Annotated in this window: 15 protein-coding genes; 1 reads left to right on the top strand and 14 read right to left on the bottom strand. The window is 49.4% G+C overall.

What is annotated here, in order from left to right; genetic code table 11:
• Window positions 1-76: 76 nt before the first annotated feature.
• The 13 genes from ftsH to pth form a co-directional block, all read right to left on the bottom strand.
• Window positions 77-2,125, bottom strand: coding sequence for an ATP-dependent zinc metalloprotease FtsH (ftsH, locus tag ABXR35_RS23310; RefSeq protein WP_367064456.1), 2,049 nt, complete (start codon window positions 2,123-2,125; stop codon window positions 77-79).
• Window positions 2,126-2,292: 167 nt separating this feature from the next.
• On the bottom strand, window positions 2,293-2,832 hold the full coding sequence (hpt, locus tag ABXR35_RS23305; protein ID WP_367064455.1) for a hypoxanthine phosphoribosyltransferase: 540 nt from the start codon (window positions 2,830-2,832) through the stop codon (window positions 2,293-2,295).
• Between the two features lie 55 nt (window positions 2,833-2,887).
• Complete coding sequence (tilS, locus tag ABXR35_RS23300) at window positions 2,888-4,318, bottom strand: tRNA lysidine(34) synthetase TilS (RefSeq protein WP_367064454.1); 1,431 nt, start codon at window positions 4,316-4,318, stop codon at window positions 2,888-2,890.
• A 49-nt stretch (window positions 4,319-4,367) separates the two neighbouring features.
• Window positions 4,368-5,309 (bottom strand): protein kinase domain-containing protein, encoded by a 942-nt coding sequence (locus ABXR35_RS23295; RefSeq protein WP_367064453.1) that lies wholly within the window; start codon window positions 5,307-5,309, stop codon window positions 4,368-4,370.
• Between the two features lie 150 nt (window positions 5,310-5,459).
• On the bottom strand, window positions 5,460-5,972 hold the full coding sequence (locus ABXR35_RS23290; RefSeq protein ID WP_367064452.1) for a S1 domain-containing RNA-binding protein: 513 nt from the start codon (window positions 5,970-5,972) through the stop codon (window positions 5,460-5,462).
• Between the two features lie 136 nt (window positions 5,973-6,108).
• On the bottom strand, window positions 6,109-6,480 hold the full coding sequence (locus tag ABXR35_RS23285; RefSeq protein WP_367064451.1) for an FtsB family cell division protein: 372 nt from the start codon (window positions 6,478-6,480) through the stop codon (window positions 6,109-6,111).
• A gap of 248 nt (window positions 6,481-6,728) precedes the next feature.
• Window positions 6,729-7,004: an RNA-binding S4 domain-containing protein gene (locus ABXR35_RS23280; protein ID WP_367064450.1), complete on the bottom strand. Its 276-nt coding sequence runs from the start codon at window positions 7,002-7,004 to the stop codon at window positions 6,729-6,731.
• Window positions 7,004-7,276, bottom strand: coding sequence for an HU family DNA-binding protein (locus ABXR35_RS23275; RefSeq protein WP_367064449.1), 273 nt, complete (start codon window positions 7,274-7,276; stop codon window positions 7,004-7,006). Before ABXR35_RS23275 ends, ABXR35_RS23280 begins: the two co-directional genes overlap by 1 nt.
• 136 nt (window positions 7,277-7,412) lie before the next feature.
• Window positions 7,413-8,891, bottom strand: coding sequence for a bifunctional methyltransferase/pyrophosphohydrolase YabN (yabN, locus tag ABXR35_RS23270; protein ID WP_367064448.1), 1,479 nt, complete (start codon window positions 8,889-8,891; stop codon window positions 7,413-7,415).
• Between the two features lie 85 nt (window positions 8,892-8,976).
• Complete coding sequence (locus ABXR35_RS23265; RefSeq protein ID WP_367064446.1) at window positions 8,977-10,623, bottom strand: putative polysaccharide biosynthesis protein; 1,647 nt, start codon at window positions 10,621-10,623, stop codon at window positions 8,977-8,979.
• Between the two features lie 115 nt (window positions 10,624-10,738).
• Complete coding sequence (locus ABXR35_RS23260; RefSeq protein WP_367064445.1) at window positions 10,739-11,881, bottom strand: peptidylprolyl isomerase; 1,143 nt, start codon at window positions 11,879-11,881, stop codon at window positions 10,739-10,741.
• Window positions 11,868-15,392, bottom strand: coding sequence for a transcription-repair coupling factor (gene mfd / locus ABXR35_RS23255; RefSeq protein ID WP_367064444.1), 3,525 nt, complete (start codon window positions 15,390-15,392; stop codon window positions 11,868-11,870). Before mfd ends, ABXR35_RS23260 begins: the two co-directional genes overlap by 14 nt.
• Before the next feature lie 244 nt (window positions 15,393-15,636).
• Window positions 15,637-16,197 (bottom strand): aminoacyl-tRNA hydrolase, encoded by a 561-nt coding sequence (gene pth / locus ABXR35_RS23250; protein ID WP_367064443.1) that lies wholly within the window; start codon window positions 16,195-16,197, stop codon window positions 15,637-15,639.
• A gap of 213 nt (window positions 16,198-16,410) precedes the next feature.
• Between pth and ABXR35_RS23245 the strand changes: the two genes are divergently transcribed.
• On the top strand, window positions 16,411-16,611 hold the full coding sequence (locus tag ABXR35_RS23245; protein WP_367064442.1) for a hypothetical protein: 201 nt from the start codon (window positions 16,411-16,413) through the stop codon (window positions 16,609-16,611).
• Between the two features lie 108 nt (window positions 16,612-16,719).
• Here the strand turns inward: ABXR35_RS23245 and ABXR35_RS23240 are convergent, their stop codons facing one another.
• Entirely contained in the window at window positions 16,720-17,673 is a 954-nt protein-coding gene (locus tag ABXR35_RS23240) for a ribose-phosphate diphosphokinase (protein ID WP_188778134.1), read from the bottom strand.
• Window positions 17,674-17,827 lie beyond the last annotated feature (154 nt).

Raw genomic sequence — 17,827 nt, 5'->3', positions numbered from 1 at the left:
TTTTGCTATTCCTATGGGATGTTGCTATTTTTGATGTTACATGTGGATTGGTTCAGATACGGTTACGTACGATGGATTAGATCGTCGGTGTGCCGCCACCCGGACCACGGTTATCGCCAGAATCGTCATTTGGATTATTCGGGATGTTACCGCCTGCTTCCGGAGCGGAAGAAGGTGTATCATCTTTCTCCAGACGAACTTTGGAATCGCCGATGCTGTCGAAGGTTGGTTCACCGGTTTCTGTCGGTGTACCATCATTGTTGCCACCGGATGTGCCTTCGCCGAAACCTTCCAGCGAGCCATTTTCAATCAGATGTTTGATCTGTTCGAAGTCCAGTGTTTCCACTTCAAGCAGCGTTTGAGCGATCAGGTGCATTTCGCGAGAATGCTTTTGCAGCAATTCGCGGCAACGCTCGTACGATTCCGTAATAAAACGGTTCATCTCCTGATCAATCTCATAAGCAATCGCATCACTGTAATTCTGCTCGTGACCGAAGTCGCGACCTAAGAATACTTGACCTTGCGAATTGCCGAATTGCATCGGTCCAAGCTTCTCACTCATACCGTACTCCACGATCATGCTGCGCACGATGCTTGTTGCCTGTTGGAAGTCACTGTAAGCACCAGTACCAATTTCACCAATGTACAGTTCTTCCGCCACGCGTCCGCCAAGGAGACCAGTAACTTTATCCAGCAGCTCCTGTTTAGTAACGAGTGTACGGTCTTCCTTCGGCATCATGATTACGTAGCCGCCAGCGCGTCCACGCGGTACGATCGTTACTTTGTGTACCATATCGGCATGTTCCAAGAAGTAGCCGACAACGGTGTGACCCGCTTCATGGTAAGCAACAATACGTTTCTCGCGGTCGCTGATAACACGGCTGCGTTTCTCCGTACCTACAATAACACGGTCAATCGCTTCATCCACCTCAGTCATCGAGATGTCACGGCGATTACGGCGTGCAGCCAGCAATGCCGCTTCGTTCAGCAGGTTTTCCAGATCGGCTCCAGTAAAGCCTGTTGTACGCTTCGCGATAATATCGAGTTTGACGTCCTTCGTCAACGGCTTATTGCGAGCGTGAACTTTGAGCACCGCTTCACGACCCTTAACATCAGGACGGTCAACTGTAATTTGACGGTCAAAACGACCTGGACGCAGCAATGCAGGGTCCAGAATATCTGGACGGTTGGTTGCAGCCACGATGATAATACCTTCGTTGGCGCCAAATCCATCCATCTCAACGAGCAATTGGTTGAGCGTTTGCTCACGCTCATCGTGTCCGCCGCCAAGACCGGCGCCACGTTGACGACCTACGGCGTCAATCTCGTCGATAAAGATAATACAAGGTGCATTTTTCTTGGCATTTTCAAACAAGTCACGTACACGGGATGCACCGACACCGACGAACATTTCGACGAAGTCAGAACCGGAGATGCTAAAGAACGGCACACCCGCTTCCCCGGCTACTGCACGGGCAAGGAGGGTTTTACCGGTACCCGGAGGACCGACGAGCAGAACGCCTTTTGGAATGCGCGCTCCGACCGTGTTAAATTTACGCGGATCTTTGAGGAAGTCCACGACCTCGACGAGTTCTTGTTTCTCCTCGTCTGCACCAGCCACGTCCTCGAATGTAATCTTTTTCTTTTCTTCGTTATACAGACGTGCACGGCTCTTACCAAAGTTCATCACTTTGCCGCCGCCACCCTGCGCCTGATTGAACAGGAAGAAGAAGAGGATAAACATAATCACGAGCGGGATCATGGAAGTGATAAAGGACAACCAAATACTGTCGCCTTCCATCGGCTTCACAGTCACCTGCGTCCCTGAACCGTCAATAGCGGAGTTAATCTCGTTCACCGCTGTATCGGTGGCAGGGATATAGCTTGTAAACTGCTTGGATTTTGCATCAGCAGGTTGCGTTTTGTATTCCCCGGTTACCAGGTAAGCATAGTTGTCGAATTGAATCGTCACCGATGCCACATTACCGGCGGCAAGTGCTGCTTTGAGCTGGTCATATCTTGGATTATCGGTAGTTTCGCTTCCGTCACTTACGTAACGGACGATGCCCACCACGACTAAGAAAAGTATTAAATAGAAACCAGAATTCCGGATGAACCGATTCATCCCCTACCTCCTCTCAAGACACTTAAATTATTTTACCATAGCCTGTCTGGCGTTCTCAATAGATGCCAGAGCACAATAACAGATATTGTCAGGGTTATGCAAAATCACCAGCAACCCCGATGTCTGTTGACGCCCATCCGAATACCAGGTATTCGCAGGCAAGGTAATTAGCTCGAATAAACTTCCGGTTTTAAAATCCCGATGTAGGGGAGATTCCGGTAATGCTCGGCATAGTCCAGACCATAACCTACAATGAAAGCATCCGGAATATTGAAACCGGTATAATCAGCTTCCAGATTGACGGTACGACCGGACGGTTTATCGAAAAGGGTTACGACACGCACACTCTTGGCGTTACGGCCGCGAAGAATCTCGATGAGATAGCTGAGCGTGAGACCACTATCAATAATATCCTCAACAATGAGTACATCCCGGTCTTCCACGGAAACATCCAGATCTTTGACGATCTTTACGACACCGGACGATTTGGTGGAAGCACCATAGCTGGATACCGCCATAAAATCGATTTCAAGCGGAACTTCGATCCGTTTGACCAGATCGGCCATGAATACGAATGCACCTTTTAGGACACAAATAACAAGCGGATTGCGCTCCTTGTAATCCTCGCTGAGTGTAGCACCCAGCTCCAAAATCTTCTGTTGAATTTCCTCTTCACTGATGAGCACTTCTTTAATATCGTTGTGCAACTTGGATGAACCTCCTACATTATACTTATCAAGCTAAATCGATGGAAATCAAACATTAATCTTCAGACTTTACGATTTTCATATAAAGACAGCGATCGGTATGAGGTCCCAGCAGCGCTTCACGTGCACGCCGTAGCCCAGGTATCCATATGATGCGTCCACTCGCGTCTGCTAGCAGAGGCATACGATCGCGCTGAGATAATGGTATCTTGGCATCGATAAAAAGATTTTTTACTTTTTTTGTTCCGCCACCGATCAAGGCAATTACATCACCGGGACGGCGGGAACGCAAATAAAGCGGAAAATCCAGTAGATCCGCATCGAAAAACGCCTCGTCCGAAGATACGTGTACAGAGTCGAAATGATCATGACATCCCTCTCGTACGACCACCTCCATATGAGCGGAAGTGCCGGGTATACGTATAACAGCATCTTCATGCTGTACAGGAAGGCAAAACGAATGTTCTTCCTGCTCGGATATCTGCCTAAATCGGATATTGTCATATTCCCGTATACAGATGATACGGCTTCCGACATCCAAATTCCAGCTTGCGAGATCGCTTTGTTCAATCTGACGACGAATGATTTCGATTTTGGCGAAATCAAAGGTCCCGTTAGCCGATGACAGATAATTTAATATTAGTTTAATCAACCTCCGTTGTAAAGCGACATGCACCGTGGCAAAGGAAGCTGCGGAAAATGAAAATGATCCTTCTTTCTCTTTAACCAATTCGTTATACAACGTCTCGGTCTGCTGAACAATATATTCATTTTCCGTACCTGCGATCTCCGCCAGTCTGGATAATGCCGGTACCAGTTGATTGTTAAATGGTTCCAGAAAAGGCAGCACGTCCAGCCGGATGGCGTTGCGCGTGTACTTGCGCTGGTCATTGCTGCTGTCTGTGATATAGCCAAAACCGCATTCTTGGCATGCGCCAATGAGGTCTGCCTTGTATATACGTAAGAACGGTCGGATAAGTTCCACATTTTTTTCGGTTCTGCGCATTTTCATTCCGCCCAGCCCCTCCGGTCCAGTACCGCGCAATATCCGCATCAATACCGTCTCCGCCTGATCGTCCATATGATGGGCAAGCGCAATCGCTGACGCGTGATGCTTGGAAGCGATCTGATAGAGAAACTGATACCGTAAGTCGCGTGCCGCTTCCTGTGCGCCTAGCCCAGTCTGCTGCATATGAGCAGGCGCATCGACCGTCTCCAGCTCAAAAGGAATATCCAGCTCTATCGCCAGCTGCTCCACGAAAATCGCTTCTGCCGCCGATTCCTGCGGTCGAAAGCCGTGATTCATATGAGCGCACACCAGACGCCAGCCATATCGCGGTGACAGACTATGCAGGGTATGCAGCAGGGCAACCGAATCTGGTCCACCGGATACCGCCACGACGATGGTGCATGGTACAGGCAGTATGCCCTCCTGAACCAATTCCTTCGTCTGCTTCAATATGCTGTTCCAGTGTGGTGTATCCATGCTGCTTCTCTCCTCTGTGTCCCCTTGCCTATCATCCATGCTGAGCCGCTTAGCCCCGAAAATAAATCGCCAGCAGCACAATGCCTAGTCCAATCAGCGACCAGATAAAAGCACTGCGTAATCTAGCCGTCATCAGATCATTACTGCTGCGACTTCCAGGCGAGCTGGAGCGAGTGATCGCTCGCCAGCTATAATATGCTTCGCGTGTGCTGCGAAACTCGCCCTTGACCGCCTTTTTCAGCCAGCCCTGATATAGACGCAGTCCGGGTGTCTGGTCGATCAGCTGCACCAGATCGGCTTCGCTACGCATCTGCGGCAGTTGGGTCGAGATGATCCGCTGCAAGCCCGGCTCATTGAACAGCTTGAGACAGATCACCGCAAAGGCAAATAAATCGTAGGCATAATCGCCAACCCGATCGCCAGCCTTCCAATATTGACGATCATACCATTCGGTAAACTGGTGGATACTCTGCCCCTGTGGACGCGCTCCGCCATAATCAATTAGATCGACTTCTCCTTCATCGGACATGATCACATGCTCTGCCTTGAGATCACCGAACACCCAGCCCGACTCGTGCAGCTCGGACAGAATCTCCAGCACACCTAGTCCAGCGCTACCGATTCGGTCTGCACCGCGTGCGCGTAGGTAGAGACTGAGCGGCTGCCCTTTGACGTATTTCATCACATAGAAAGGAATACTTTCCCCCGTCTCCTCATAGTCGTCGACATCGTACAGGTAACGGTTGGAATCATTTCTGCCGGTCAACTTCCAATGCTTATGTAAGGAAAACAGGAGCTTGATCTCCGGCTGCAGATTATGATTTACAGTTGCCATCTTGAGCGCGTACTGCTGCCCCTGTGCATTGCTCACCAGATACACGATACCGTTGGTGCCTTTGCCCAATGTGCGCTGAACGACGTATTGCTGGCCCCTCGTTCTGCCTGTTATCGTTGTGCCTGCCGGCAATTCAGAATGTTCCAATGTCGACAACCGAGTCTCTCCTTCCCATCAGGTTGGGTATTGTCCCAGTGTACCATATCTAGTTACATTATTTGCGTGTAATCCTGTATCATAAGCAAAAAACCGTAGACGGCGAAACGTCTACGGTCGTTATTTATCATACTGTATGCCAGGTGAGGATTAGCTTCGCTTGGCACCACGGCCTCCACGCTTGGATTCCGTATTTTTTTTCAATGATGAAATACGCTCTTCGCTATCTTTGAGGAAGCGAGTCAATTTATCATCGAATGAAGCTTTAGGAGAAGAAGGCTTGTTAAACGAGCGTCCGCCACGATCGCGATTGAAACCGCCGCCACCGCCACTAGGACGATCTCCGCCATCTCTGCCACCACCACGGGATTCCGGACGCGGAGGTCGGGAAGATGGAGGTCGAGAAGATGGTGCTGCTTCTGCCGGTTTGTCTACGGCTTGTTTAATCGAAAGTCCAATCTTTCCATCCTTGTCGACATTGATTACTTTAACGGTAACGACATCGCCCAGTTTGAGGTGGTCGTTAACATCCTTAACGTAATTGTCGGCAATTTCCGAGATGTGAACAAGACCAGTGACACCTCCAGACAGATCTACAAATGCTCCAAAGTGCGTAATACCTGTCACTTTGCCTTCTAACTTAGTGCCCACTTCAATTGCCATAGAGTAAAATGATCCTCCCTTAAAATGTACAGTAAAATCCTAATGGATTGCTACATGCGGTGATTAAATTATACCGGAAGCCCCTATGAAGGTCAACCGAGAAACCCGCGTCTTACGGCTTATTTCGCGTCAATATTTACTTATTTTCCTGCGCTTCCGTCGCCCAGATCGGCTTTTCTCCCGGCAAGTACATTCCGTACTGCTTACGAGCGACCTGACCGATGTATTCCGGGTCCTGCAGACGCTTCAGCTCTGTTTCGGATTGAGTCAGAGCCGCTTGTGCTTCCGTTTGCTTTTGCTGCTGCTCTACGAGCTGCTGCTTTTTGGCGGATAGCTGTATGGATTGATTGATAAATGTATAGACAGCCCAACCGAGGAAAAGCACCATCACGACCATCCAAATCCGTAACCGTCTGCGTGCGCCGTTATTAGGTGTCGGGGAAGAAGCATTCTGTTTTCTCAATTGTTGCTGGCGACCATTATGTACCGGGACTGGTTTTGGTATCATCAGGGTTCCTCCTTGAACAGTGTTTCGTGTTTGGACTCCATTCCGTTCCATCGGCTTGGAGATGATGCAAATGCGTAAGGGTCGACTGCACTTTAATTAACATAACTATTGCCTATAGGTTACATTACCACAAAATAAGCAAATGTAACACTTTGTCATCAAAGAAAATGGTAAAAGGCTGCTTTCGTGTCGAAAATGACACAAAAACAGCCTTTTGCAGTCCAAATGATGAGGAATAAGCAGGCATACTAGAACAGATCGTTGTTCCGTTGCACCGCTTCTTCCTTGAGCAGCGTGTACATCGTAGCCGCTTCATCCTTACGCGTGGATTCCGCCAGACGCTCGACACGAACCGTAACGAGCTTTTGACCGAATTGCACGGTAATTTCATCGCCGACTTTAACCGTGGCGCTTGGCTTTGCCTCGCGCCCATTTAACAGGACTCGTCCCTGCTCAGACACATCTTTTGCCACGGTGCGGCGCTTGATCAGTCTTGAAACTTTCAGGAATTTGTCCAGACGCATTAGTTAACCGCTTCTTTGAGTTTGTTACCTGCTTTGAATGCAGGAACGTTGGACTCAGGGATATTGATTTCAGCGCCAGTTTGCGGGTTGCGTCCGGTACGGGCAGCGCGTTTACGAGTTTCGAAAGTTCCGAAGCCGATCAGTTGTACTTTGTCGCCTTTGGACAGTGCGCCAGTGATTTCATCCAGAAATCCGTTCAGTACAACTTCTACGTCTCTTTTAGTCAAACCGCTATTGTTCGAAATGTTGTTGATCAGGTCTGTTTTGTTCATTATTAAAAGCCTCCCAAATTTTCAAAAAAATTCAACTGGGTCAACCTTGTGCTGTCCCATGAACAGCATGTTAACACACAGCCGCTCCCTAAGTATAGTACATTCTTGGCTCAAGCCCAAATTCCTGCGAAATAATTTACTTATTCTGGGATTTGGCTTCGTCCCATAGGCGGTCCATTTCAGCCAAATCAGCATCCTCTAATGCCCGTCCTTGCGCCTGTAGCGCCTGTTCAATGTACCCAAAACGGTACTTGAATTTGCGGTTTACAAGTGCGAGCGCTTGTTCCGGGTCTGCCTTGATAAAGCGTGATATATTCACTGCACAGAACAGTAAATCGCCCAGTTCGAGCTGTTGTTCCTCCGGCGTTTGACCGTCTCGAATCGCTTCTTTTAGCTCGGCAAGCTCCTCATCTAGCTTGCCCAGTGCTCCCTCAACATCCTCCCAATTAAAGCCGACTTTGGCAGCTTTTTTCTGTAGTTTGTAGGAGGTGAGCAGCGCAGGCAGGTCACGCGGAATGCCATCCAGAATGGATGCCGCCTTCTCTTGACCCTTGAGACGCTTCTCCTCGGCTTTCATGGCATCCCAGTTTTGTAGGGCTGCCTGCGCATCTTCTGCCTGTCTGTCGCCAAATACGTGGGGATGACGGAAGATCAGCTTACGATTTAGCCCTTCGATCACATCATACACATTAAATGTACCTGTTTCTTCTTCGATCTGGGCATGCAGCATAATTTGCAGCAGCACATCACCCAGCTCCTCCTGCATATGATCTGGGTCATCATCGTCAATCGTTTCCAGTACTTCGTACGTTTCCTCGATAAAGTTCTGACGCAGGGATTGATGCGTCTGCTCGCGATCCCATGGACAGCCGCCCGGACTGCGCAAAATCTGCACAATCTCATGCAAACGGGCAAACGTACGGTTACGCACCTGCTCGTCCTCGGTACGTGGCACATAGATCAGCGACAAATTGCCATAGTCCTGCACATGATCCAGCTCGTGCAGTGGTATGCGATGAATCTGCTCCTGACCGTCCACACTGAGGTAATGCGCCACGATGACTTCATAATCATCTGGATACAGCTCCATTAGGCTCAGCTTCACATCCGACGCGGTAAAGGTGTCGTACACCTGCCCGATAACGGTATGCAGCTGCGGTTGCAGCAGCTCAGCGTTCAGCCCGGCAGCATCCAACAGCTGGAAGCCTTCAATCGGGTCAAAGCCAAGCCGTGTAAATGCTGCATCCAAGAAGCTTTCTCCGCCCAATACTTGAACGTGAATGTTCTGCTCTTTTCCCTTTTCGCGCAGCAATTGTACCGTTTTCTCCGCAACCATTGGATGACCAGGTACCGCATACACAATCTCTTCATCCTCATCAGAAGTAGCAACTTGCAGTAGACGCTCTGCAATCTCAGCATACACTTCGGGGAACGATTCTTTTGCTTCATATACATCGTCAAAGGTTACAAACTCGGCGGTGATCGCTTCCAGCGCCGGATGATCCTTTGTACGTACATACAGCCGCTTAGCGGACTGTAGCTTTTTGAAAATACCGACAGTCAGCTGATTCTCATCACCGGAGCCAAGACCGACAATTGTAATAACAGCGCTCATGTTCATCCCTCCTATATGGAATATTTACTAGACTATTGAGATGGGGCTTCTTCTACTAAAGAAATGAATCGGATACCTATCTCCATTACTTTTTGATAATTTTTAACTTATTTAGCCAAGGCACGAGACGACTACCTATTTTCGGCAGCGCTGCGGCTTGCTGTTCGGTCATAAGCTGTGTGCGGAATAGACCGATCAGGAACAGAATGCCTCCGATAGCAATACCACCCAGTGTGACGATTAGCGCTTCCAGACGTTCGTGCATACCCAGCGCAGGCAACAGTGTATCCATCAGCCATTGCCAGACGCCCACGCCTAGACACATGACAACCGTCACCAGCAGGGGCTTCCAGATCATCTCCCGCCACGATATTGGGAATTGAGTTAGTCGAATCAGTAAAATAATATTCAGTAGCGCAGCCAAACTATAAGCGACAATACCGGCTACTGCTGCTCCGTTAATCCCATAATACGGAACCAGTATAATATTGAGCACTGCTTTCACTACCGTTGCCAACAGCAAATGCACGGCTGGTGCTCGCACAGAGCCCATGCCTTGCAATAATGCAGCCGTGACGATCGATAAGGTTGCCCCGATACCGGTAAAAGCTAACCAGCGGATCGTATCGCTACCTACGGCGTCTTCGTACAACATAATATCCACCGGCATCGCTAGAACAGCAATGCCTGCCGACGAAGCCAAACCGAGCAGCCAGAACCAATTAACCGTCTGCTGCGTTTGCGAGCGAATCAGATCATGACGGTCGCGTATACGCGCATCCGCCAGCGCTGGGATAAATAGTACGGACATCGATGTTGCCAGCATGGACATCATTTGCACGAGCGGAATACCACGATTGTATACTCCGAACTGAATCATCGCCTCTGCTTCGCTCCACCCGCTCGCCTTGAGTAGACGCGGCATCGTAAAGGTATCCACTAGGCTGATCAGCGGCGCCGACAGGGAACCTAGACAAATCGGCAGTGCATACAGCAGTAACGCCTTGAGTAGTGGCCACGCGGGCTGACGCTCGGCTGTTACTGGCTCTACCTGCACCTGCATAGGAGCTGCTTGTGTGCGGCGTCGATATAGCCACCAGTAGATTAGCATTACCAGCAGCCCTGCCGCTCCGCCAGCAGCCGAGCCAAAGGTCGCTCCAGCAGCAATCCAATCATCCGCAGCACCCAATTGATGCAGCCAAAGCAGCAGCGCCACCATTGCGGCGACACGTACCGTTTGCTCTGCCACCTGCGATACCGCTGTTGGCATCATATCGTGCATCCCTTGAAAATAACCGCGTAATCCCGCCATAATCGGCACGAACGGTAACGCCAGCGCAGCACTGCGTAATGCCGCTTCGGTGTGCATATTGTCGATCCACGCCGCCAACAGCGGTGCCGCCACATACATTAATATGCCAAACAGCAGACCAAGCACAATCAGCATCAGTGAGGAGATACGCAGCACGCGCCTTGCTCCTGCTTCGCTCCCAGATGCCATTTCCTCTGCCACAAATTTGGATACTGCCGCCGGGAAACCAGCTGTCGCCACCAGCAGCACCAGTGTATAGAAAGGATAGACCGCATTGTAAATGCCAAATACCCCATCGCCGCCAATATTTTGCAGCGGAATCTTTTGAATTGTACCAATCAGCTTGGACAAAATGGCTGCAAGTACAAGAATGAATGCCCCGCGCAGCAGGCGAGATGATGGGGATGCTGTTTCTTTCATAAAAATCGGTCCTCCTCCGGCGGCAGATCCTTCTCCATGATTGCCAGTTGCTTATTGCACAAAAATAGCGCGGAAGCCCGCGCTATTTTGTGATATTGCTCTTACGCCCAGCGTATTACTTGCTGCTGGTGCCTTCAGTTGCATTTGCGCCATTGTCAGTTGTGCTGCTGCCTGTAGAGGCATCGCCAGCAGTACCCGGTGTGCCTGTTGCGTCAGCACCTGTTCCGCTGGTAGCGCCCGGTACAGCTTCTGTACCTTCAGCTGCGCCTTCAACTTTTGGCAGGTTTTTGCTCTTAATCATTTTTGGAATATCATCGGTCATATATTTGCTGAAGTTTTGCGAAGCGAGCTGGGACTTGATGGTGTCCTTCTCTTCGTCTGTCAGATCAGCAAATGCTTTTTCGGTACGGGATTCCACTTTGATAATGTGGTAGCCATAGTCAGTTTTCACTGGATCACCGATCACGCCGATTTTTTGAGTCAATGTTGCTTCTTTAAATTGCTCTACCCAGTTGCTGACTGGTTGGCCTTCATACAGACCACCTTTGTCTTTGGAACCTGGATCATCGGAATATTTCTTAGCGATTTCGGCAAAGTCTGCACCAGCATCCAGTTTCGCTTTCACTTCTTTTGCCAGTTTCAGCGCTTGTGCATCGGTACGTGTTGTTTTGCCGTCTGCACTTTGCAGACCGATCAGCACGTGGCGTACATTCGCTGTCGTGTATTCTTCTTTGTGCTCGTCAAAGTACTTTTGTACATCGGCATCTGTTACTTTTTCCTTCATTACTTCTGAAGCTGTCAGTGCACGCGTCATATAATCTTTGACATCCTGCTCTGTCAGGTTAGAAGTTGTCAGCATTTGTTGCAGTTGCTCTGCATCCACGCTGGATTTCAGTTGAGCCAATTGCTCATCTGCTTGCTTGGCACCTGCTTGTTGCGCAGTCTGGCTTGCGCCAGCAGCCAACGATTTATAAGCAACTTCCTGCTGAAGCAGAAGGTCTCTATACTGGTCTTGATCGAACATTTGTGCATATTGTGGGGTCAAAAATTTCATCATGCTAACTTCTTTGTTGAATTCGTTCTCGGTGATTGTACCGCCATCGTATTGCGCAACAACCGGGCTGTTATCCTTTTGTTGTTCTGTTTTATCCGTAGTTGCCGTTGTGTTGTTGCTGCAAGCTGCTAACAGACTGATGCTCAGTACAGCTCCTGCTGTGAATACCGCTGTTTTACGAGCAGCTTTTTTAATTGGCCACATTCTGTAGTTCCCCCTTTAATTTGTATGATTCCATCATGGCTTCGAGGAAATTGCACAGCAATTCCAGCAGCTCGTGATCGGTCAGGCCTTTGCCTTTGACCTGGATGACCATGGCGGAACCCTGATTAAATTGTACACGCCTTTCAAACTGATTGCCAATATCGGACAATTTCGGCATTTCGAACGCCTTTTCCTGACCCTCGTGGAATTTCAGCTGCACGTTATCCCCTTGACGGACAATCTGCTCAATACCGTAACGCTTGCCATACAGTTTCAGGCGCGCTACCTGCATCAGCTGGATGACCGCCTCCGGCAGTTCCCCGAAGCGATCCAGCAATTCGTCTTCCAATTCGGCAATATCATCGAAGGAAGAAACCGCTGCTACCTTTTTATAAATTTCTATTTTTTGGATACTATCATAAATGTAATCCGAAGGCAAATACGCGTCAACCGACAGATTGATGCTGGTATTCCAGTCGTTCGCCTTGAGATCCTGCTCGCCCAGCATGGTCACTTTACGTTTCTGAATCTCTTCCGCCAGCATTTGCGAGTACAGATCAAATCCGACCGAAGCGATAAAACCGGACTGCTCTGCACCTAGCAGATTACCTGCACCACGGATCGACAAGTCACGCATCGCGATCTTAAAGCCGGAACCCAGCTCGGTAAATTCCTTGATCGATTGCAGACGCTTCTCCGCTACCTCAGTCAGCACTTTGTCGCGCTGATACGTAAAGTAGGCGTAAGCGATCCGGTTGGAGCGTCCTACCCGTCCACGCAGCTGATACAGCTGGGATAGACCCATTTTGTCTGCATCATGCACGATCAGCGTATTCACGTTCGGAATATCGACGCCGGTCTCGATAATGCTTGTGCTGACCAATACATCGAACTCGCCATCCAAGAAGTCGAGAATGGTCTTCTCTAGCTCTTGCTCGGACATCTGCCCGTGACCAACTGCTACACGCGCTTCTGGTACCAGTTCAGAGATATGAGCTGCCATTTCGTGAATGCCCTGTACCTTGTTGTACAGATAGTACACCTGACCGCCACGATTCAGCTCGCGCTCCACCGCTTCGCGCACAAGAGTTGGGCTATGCTCCACCACATACGTCTGGACAGGGAAACGATTTTCCGGTGGTGTCTCGATAACCGACAGATCGCGTACTCCCAGCATCGACATATGCAGTGTACGTGGAATCGGCGTTGCTGTCAGCGTCAGCACGTCTACATTCGTTTTCAGACGCTTGAGCTTTTCTTTATGGGAAACACCGAAGCGCTGCTCCTCATCGACAATCAGCAAACCGAGGTCTTTGAAAATCAAATCCTGCGACAACAAACGGTGCGTACCGATGACAACATCAATCGTACCCTGCTTCAGCCCTTTGATCGTCTCGTTCTGCTCCTTACGTGTACGGAAACGACTCAGCACGCCAATATTAAACGGATACTCGCCAAAGCGCTCGCGGAAGGTCTCGTAATGCTGCTGTGCCAGAATCGTAGTCGGCACCAGAATCGCTACCTGCTTGCCTTCGATCGCTGCTTTGAAGGCGGCACGAATCGCCACCTCGGTTTTGCCGTAACCGACATCACCACACAGCAGACGATCCATCGGACGGTTTTTCTCCATATCGCCTTTGATCTCGTCGATGGCGCGCAATTGGTCGCGTGTCTCGTCGTAAGGGAACATATTTTCAAATTCATTCTGTTCATTTGTATCGCGTTCAAACGCATATCCAGTCGCCGCCTGACGCTCTGCATACAGCTTAATCAGATCATCCGCAATATCCTGTACAGACGAACGAACCTTGCTCTTCACGCGTGTCCATTCGTTGCCGCCCAGCTTGTACACTTTCGGTTCCTTTTCCTCAGAGCCGACATACTTCTGGATCAGATCAATCTGCTCAATTGGCACGGACAGCTTGTCACCGCCGGCATACATGATGTGCATGTAATCCTTGTGAATACCGGCAACTTCCAGTGTACCGATACCCATATATTTACCGATCCCGTGATTCTGATGTACGACATAGTCGCCTACCTTCAGCTCGGTATAGCTACGAATCCGTTCGGCATTATCGACATTTTTGCTAACCTTGCGCACTTTACGCTGCTTTTTGGAGAACATCTCGCCTTCGGTGATGACTGCCAAATGAATCGATGGCAGTTCAAAACCAGATTGCAGATTGCCGTCCACCATAATCGGCGTCTCAATATCATAGTCATCTAGCACACGGCGTACGCGTTCCATCCGCTCTTCGCCGCTTGCCACCATAACGACATGGATACCTGTCTTTTTCCAGCGTTCCATTTCGGATTTGAGCACATTCATTTGACCGTGGAAATCCTGCATCGTACGGCTAACAAAATTGACGATATTCCCAGGCTGCACATGCGGAACCTGACGCAGGAATACCGACATCCAGACATGCTGGAAGCCACTGCGGTACATCACATCGTCTGTATGGCGTGCCAGCTCTAGATTCGGCAGACTCTTGCCATTTTGCAGCAAATGCATATCCCATTCGCTCTCATCGCGCTCCAGCTGTCTTGCCGTTTCCAAGAGACGTGCTGGTTCTTCCATAATCACAACCGTATCTTCAGCTAGATAATCGTATAGCGTAATCTGCTCTGGATACAGCAGGGCAATATATTTGTACATTTCTGGGAAATATACATGCTGACGCAACAGTTCAATCTCGCGCCCAATCTCTTCACGCAGACGTGCTTTTGCCTGACGATCGCTCATCTTCTCCAGCTGCATATCCAAACGTGCAGCCACTTGATCGGCAGCCTGACGCATCCGTTCGCCATCGGCAATAATCTCGCGACATGGCGTGATCGTGACAGACTTCACTTTATCAATCGAACGCTGATCATCCGGGTCAAAGGTACGGATCGAATCAATCTCTTCATCGAACAATTCCACGCGATACGCCAAACTGGTCGTTACCGGATAAAAGTCGATAATCCCCCCGCGCACACTCATCTCACCGCGCGATTCCACGCGCTCTACACGTTCGTAGCCCAGCTCGATCATACGCTTCAGAAATGATTCCAGCTCCAGCGTGCCGCCATCTTCCAGCACGATCTTGGCATTTGCCATCACATCGCGTGCAGGCAGGTAACGCCGTACCCCAGAAAAAGGCACGACAATAACACCACGGAAACCGGCTGCGCACTGTGTAAGCACATCAATGCGCTGTGCCAGCGTCTCCGGGCTAGAAATAGCACTCTCTGCCGCTACCAGCTCGTTCGCTGGATACAGCAGCACCTGCTCAGGCGAAAGCGCTTCCTGCAAGTCCTCAGCCACCTTATGGGCATGGAACATATTATGCGTAACGACCAGCATCGGTCGCTCTGTTTCATGATACAGACCCGCAATCAGCAAATGCCGCGCGGAACCCGACAAACCGGAAATCAGCTGTTCCTTCATTCCCGACAAAATACCATCTTTTACAGAGCCAAAGTCTTGATCCTTGGCAATTGCTTCAATCAGATTGTGTAACAAAGCGGCACCTCACTTATCCTCAGGTCAAAATCATCTCTATGCTCAATCTACTTAAACCGTAGCAACCATAATGATTGACAATTTTCTGTACAAACGACACAACGGTAAAACGACAAACCGTGAACAAGACCGGTTTGCCTACAAACAACCGCCTTCTTTACCTGTGATCAATCGGTTTGGAAGGCGGTACCTATGGAGTTATAAAGGGCGTCGTTATGCGCCCGTATTGCTTCTTAGTATATCATTACCCATTAAACTTAGCCATTGTCTGTTCAAATGTATGTTTGGTGCTAAATTCGATCGCATCACAGGTAGATTCGATCATTTGATCCAGCAGTTCCTTTTCCTTTTTAGGGAAATTCGCCAATACATAATCGACAATTGCAAGACCCGGCTCCGGGCGCGAGATGCCCATACGGATACGGTCAAACTCCTGCGTGCCGGTATGCTGGATAATCGACTTGATACCGTTATGACCGCCAGCACTGCCTTTGTAGCGCAAGCGAATTTTGCCGATTTCGGTATCCATGTCATCATAAACGACGATCAGATCCTCCAGCGGAATTTTATAATAATCCATGTGGGCGCGAATCGCTTCACCCGATAGATTCATAAACGTCATCGGTTTCATCAAGATTACTTTTACGCCGCCAATATGACCTTCGCCGATCAGCGACTTGCTTTTACTTTGGCTAATGGAGATTCCGTGCCGTTCCGCTAATCGATCCACTGCCATAAAGCCGACATTGTGACGCGTTTTGGCGTATTCAGAGCCCGGATTTCCTAGCCCAACAATCCATTTCATGATGTTCTGTTCCTCATTTCCACATATAATACAGGACTTCGGCGACAAGCCACAATTCTGACTGTCTATGCGTGCCATACCCATGCAACGTCATTTGCATGTGCAGTGGCGTTTATTTTTTGCTAAAATTGGGTTACATTCAAGCAAGCAGATATGCCGCGGGCGATAAACGGCCTATCCCGGTCTGTATTCCAGCACAAGGAGGACATCAGCATGTATACCTTCGGGCAGCAGCTGCTGAAAAATCGTCATTTCTACGATCATTTCCGGCAGGAGATGCCTGTACAGGTGTACCGGCATGGCATTCCTGTCGACATTGGGCTGATCACTGCCTACGATCACCAGTTTATCGAGATCAACCGTGTGCTGTATCACCGCCAGCGCCATACGTTTATTTCCAGACCCGGCTACTGACGGACAGGTGAAAATATGGCAGATATGCCGATAAGGGTTACTTGCCTCCGATGGAGGAAGTAACCCTTTTCTGTTGTTGGTCGTATAGCGAATCTATCGGCGAATCTTTTATTCAATTTCAAACAGCTTGCTGATGGACAGTTCTTCGTGAACGCGGATAATCGCTTCACCCATCAGAGGAGCAACCGACAGCACTTTTAGCTTGCTGGTCGGGTTCGGATGTGTAATCGGAATCGTATCGGTCACGATGACTTCCTTCAGTGGAGAGTTTTCCAGACGGTCCATGGCTGGGCCGGACAGTACTGGGTGCGTACAGCACGCATATACTTCCTTCACGCCACCTTCAATCAAAGCGTTCGCACCAAGAACAATTGTACCGGCAGTATCGATAATATCATCGACCAAAATAGCCGTTTTGCCTTCGATGTTACCGATGATGTTCATGACCTCACTCACGTTCGGCTCTGGACGGCGCTTGTCGATGATTGCCAGCGGAGCGCTAAGCAGATCAGCCAGTTTACGCGCACGAACCACACCACCGTGGTCTGGAGAGACAACAACCGGATTCTCAATTTGCTTGGAACGGAAATACTGTGCCAGAATAGGCACGCCGAGCAGATGATCGACTGGAATATCGAAGAAACCTTGAATCTGCATAGCATGAAGGTCCATAGCGATGACGCGATGAGCCCCTGCTTTTTCGATCAGATTCGCCACCAGCTTCGCCGTGATTGGATCACGGGAACGCGCTTTACGGTCCTGACGGGCATAACCGTAATATGGAATCACGACATTGATGCTTTTCGCAGATGCACGTTTCAGTGCATCGACCATAACGAGCAGCTCCATCAGATTGTCGTTGACCGGCGCACAGGTGGATTGAATTACATATACATGACAGCCCCGCACGCTCTCGGATAGCTTCACTTGAATCTCGCCATCGCTAAAGCTAGTTGTATGGGATTCCCCCATCGGAATACCGATATAATCGGCAATTTGTCCCGCCAGCTTCGGATTAGAGTTACAAGTGAAAATCTTTAATTTGGAATCACAATAAGTCATAATGGTTAAAACCCTCCGTGGTGGTTCATTGGAATGCTCATCAGCTCAGCTTCTGTCTCTATATCAGCAATCGCTAGTTCATATAAATATCGTGGATCTTACTCAACAAGCATTGTGCACTATATAGTATATAATAATTCGACAAGAAATAGTG

It is taken from the genome of Paenibacillus sp. JQZ6Y-1 (genome assembly GCF_040719145.1).
Taxonomy (GTDB): domain Bacteria; phylum Bacillota; class Bacilli; order Paenibacillales; family Paenibacillaceae; genus Saccharibacillus; species Saccharibacillus kandeliae.
The sequence above is the reverse complement of the archived record's forward strand: the minus strand, read 5'-3'. Positions and strand labels throughout refer to the sequence as shown.

Bases quoted from the DNA above. Each gene is read 5' to 3' on its own strand.
- ABXR35_RS23240 (WP_188778134.1), bottom strand. From the start codon at position 17,673: ATGACTTATTGTGATTCCAAATTAAAGATTTTCACTTGTAACTCTAAT.
- ABXR35_RS23265 (WP_367064446.1), bottom strand. From the start codon at position 10,623: ATGAAAGAAACAGCATCCCCATCATCTCGCCTGCTGCGCGGGGCATTC.
- ABXR35_RS23275 (WP_367064449.1), bottom strand. From the start codon at position 7,276: ATGAACAAAACAGACCTGATCAACAACATTTCGAACAATAGCGGTTTG.
- ABXR35_RS23245 (WP_367064442.1), top strand. From the start codon at position 16,411: ATGTATACCTTCGGGCAGCAGCTGCTGAAAAATCGTCATTTCTACGAT.
- yabN (WP_367064448.1), bottom strand. From the start codon at position 8,891: ATGAGCGCTGTTATTACAATTGTCGGTCTTGGCTCCGGTGATGAGAAT.
- ABXR35_RS23285 (WP_367064451.1), bottom strand. From the start codon at position 6,480: ATGATACCAAAACCAGTCCCGGTACATAATGGTCGCCAGCAACAATTG.
- ABXR35_RS23260 (WP_367064445.1), bottom strand. From the start codon at position 11,881: ATGTGGCCAATTAAAAAAGCTGCTCGTAAAACAGCGGTATTCACAGCA.
- pth (WP_367064443.1), bottom strand. From the start codon at position 16,197: ATGAAATGGATTGTTGGGCTAGGAAATCCGGGCTCTGAATACGCCAAA.
- tilS (WP_367064454.1), bottom strand. From the start codon at position 4,318: ATGGATACACCACACTGGAACAGCATATTGAAGCAGACGAAGGAATTG.
- ftsH (WP_367064456.1), bottom strand. From the start codon at position 2,125: ATGAATCGGTTCATCCGGAATTCTGGTTTCTATTTAATACTTTTCTTA.
- ABXR35_RS23280 (WP_367064450.1), bottom strand. From the start codon at position 7,004: ATGCGTCTGGACAAATTCCTGAAAGTTTCAAGACTGATCAAGCGCCGC.
- ABXR35_RS23290 (WP_367064452.1), bottom strand. From the start codon at position 5,972: ATGGCAATTGAAGTGGGCACTAAGTTAGAAGGCAAAGTGACAGGTATT.